The following is a 1,941-nucleotide window of genomic DNA, read 5'->3' as shown; positions in this document are numbered from 1 at the left end:
TATCGATCGCACTAATCGATCGAAAGCGACCTAACGCTTGCAGCCGCCGAGTTAAATTTCCCGTACCCGCACCAAAATCTAAAATATCGCCTTTGAGATCGAGCTGTATCAATACCCGTTCAAACGCTGCGTAGACCGGATCGCTACTAATACCGCCACTGGTTTGTGCTGCTAGCTGATGCTGGGTTTCCAGAGATCCATCCATACTTAATTATTTTGGCTCAACAGTTGTGTGGCAAAGGTTTTCGCTTGTACCGATAAGTTATGGCTTTGATACCAAGTATAGGCATTATCTGCGATCGCCTGCCCGACTTCCAAACTCAGCCTTGCTGTGGGACGATCTGCTAGCCAGTAGTGTTTCCCCGCCTCCAAACCATCCATCTGCAAAGCATTGTAGAAAATGCCGATCGGAATCGTTCCGTGGGCGCTATAGGCAGCAAAAACACCGGATTTAGCCAAATACTGGGTATGGTAGTCAAAAAATCCAGCTACAGAATTTAATAGGATCGCGCTAATCTCCGCTGCCGTTTTCTTACCCATCACCACTACTGGTATCCCATCGATCTTGGAGAGATCGAGACCCGTAGGTGGCCCTACATCCCATATCTCTTCAATCTCCAACTGTTGGCAAGTCAATACCAGATTTGATAACGACCTCTGATAAACTCGCAGACGATTGCTGGAACTGCCGAAAACCACTAAAGAGCGAGGACGATGTGCTAGGGGGGGGACTTGTTTTGGTTCGCCAATATTAGAAAAGACTGGAATAGCGGGGATTTGAGAATGTTTGCCGGAGCTTAACTCGTGTATGATTTGGGCATAGCCTTGATGACTGGTGAGACAGCGATCGCTCAATCTCGCTAGCCGCACAGCTAAGTTTTTTTGCACCGGGGACAGCCAAAACGAACTTGCCCATATTGGCCCTGTGGCGTAAAGTTCGTGAAACATCGTCACCAAAGAGCCATTATTGTTAACTTTTCGCCACTTTTCCAAGGCATTAACTAACCAAAAAGGACAGCCTCGCTTAGCATAGCCATAGCCAACGTAGTGTAAAAGAATTGTAGCCGTTTTCTGACTGTTACTATCCAGCAGTGACCACAGACGATCGACAGAACGTTCGCTTACCTGGCCGATCCCAAATCGATCGATTTCTTTTGTGCCAGCCCAAGACGGGTTGCCCACAATAAAATGCGTTTCTATGCTAAAATCCTGGCGGAGTTGCCTAGCCACATTAAGGGCATAATCTCCGACTCCATCGATCGCCGGAGGAAGACCGGGAGTGATGCAAGTAACTTGGGCTGAGGTCGTCATTTTTACTTTCTACTATCGAGCTACCACTAACAAACCGTAATTCCTTATTAAGGAATCACTGTAAGTTCAAAAGGCTTTTTTGGTAGCGAGTTGAAACTGCGGCCTAAAAATTCAACTCTTGGGTACTTTATGTTCAATTCTGGATATTGCATTGCTAGCCGATGTGTACTAGCTATCCACGTAACATCGGATGGCTTATCTTTTGCTGAGAGTAGAGGGGCATTAACTGGTCCCATAAAAGTCAAGTCTATAGAATTTTTAGGCAATTTATAGTCAAACACAAACCTAGCTGCTACTTCATCTATAGCGTATTTTCTGTTTGGTTTAGCTAGGAAAGCTTCTCTAATTTGTTGGTATTTTGCTGACGGCAGATATTCTCTTCCTGCCAAAGATATGATATTTAAGCTTTGACTGGACAAATAAATTATCAGTACCATTATAGCTGCATATAACCTCTGTTTTGCTCCCCCAATCTTAGAAACTATGCAGACAATTCCAAGCCAAACAAAGAAAAAATTAAACCACAAAGCTAAACCATAAAGGAACATATTTAAAACCATCCCCGTAGTTAGCCCAACAAATAAAATTTTTAAGTATACGGGAATAAAATGCCTTTTTTGAAAAACTATT

At 43.9% G+C, this 1,941-nt stretch carries 3 protein-coding genes; all 3 read right to left on the bottom strand.

All coding sequences use genetic code 11. The features are described 5' to 3' along the window. Positions 1-205, bottom strand: a 205-nt coding sequence (locus H6S82_RS31300; RefSeq protein WP_191057342.1) for a class I SAM-dependent methyltransferase, incomplete at its 3' end; no start/stop codon positions are given. A 2-nt stretch (positions 206-207) separates the two neighbouring features. Then, positions 208-1,311: a glycosyltransferase family 1 protein gene (locus tag H6S82_RS31295; RefSeq protein ID WP_190461351.1), complete on the bottom strand. Its 1,104-nt coding sequence runs from the start codon at positions 1,309-1,311 to the stop codon at positions 208-210. 47 nt (positions 1,312-1,358) lie between these two features. Next, a partial coding sequence (locus H6S82_RS31290) for a hypothetical protein (protein WP_191057341.1) occupies positions 1,359-1,941 on the bottom strand: 583 nt, incomplete at its 5' end.

It is taken from the genome of Planktothrix sp. FACHB-1355, from assembly GCF_014748295.1.
Taxonomy (GTDB): Bacteria; Cyanobacteriota; Cyanobacteriia; order Cyanobacteriales; family Aerosakkonemataceae; genus Aerosakkonema; species Aerosakkonema funiforme_A.
The sequence above is the reverse complement of the archived record's forward strand: the minus strand, read 5'-3'. Positions and strand labels throughout refer to the sequence as shown.

Coding starts and splice junctions, on each gene's coding strand:
- H6S82_RS31295 (WP_190461351.1), bottom strand. CDS start 1,311: ATGACGACCTCAGCCCAAGTTACTTGCATCACTCCCGGTCTTCCTCCG.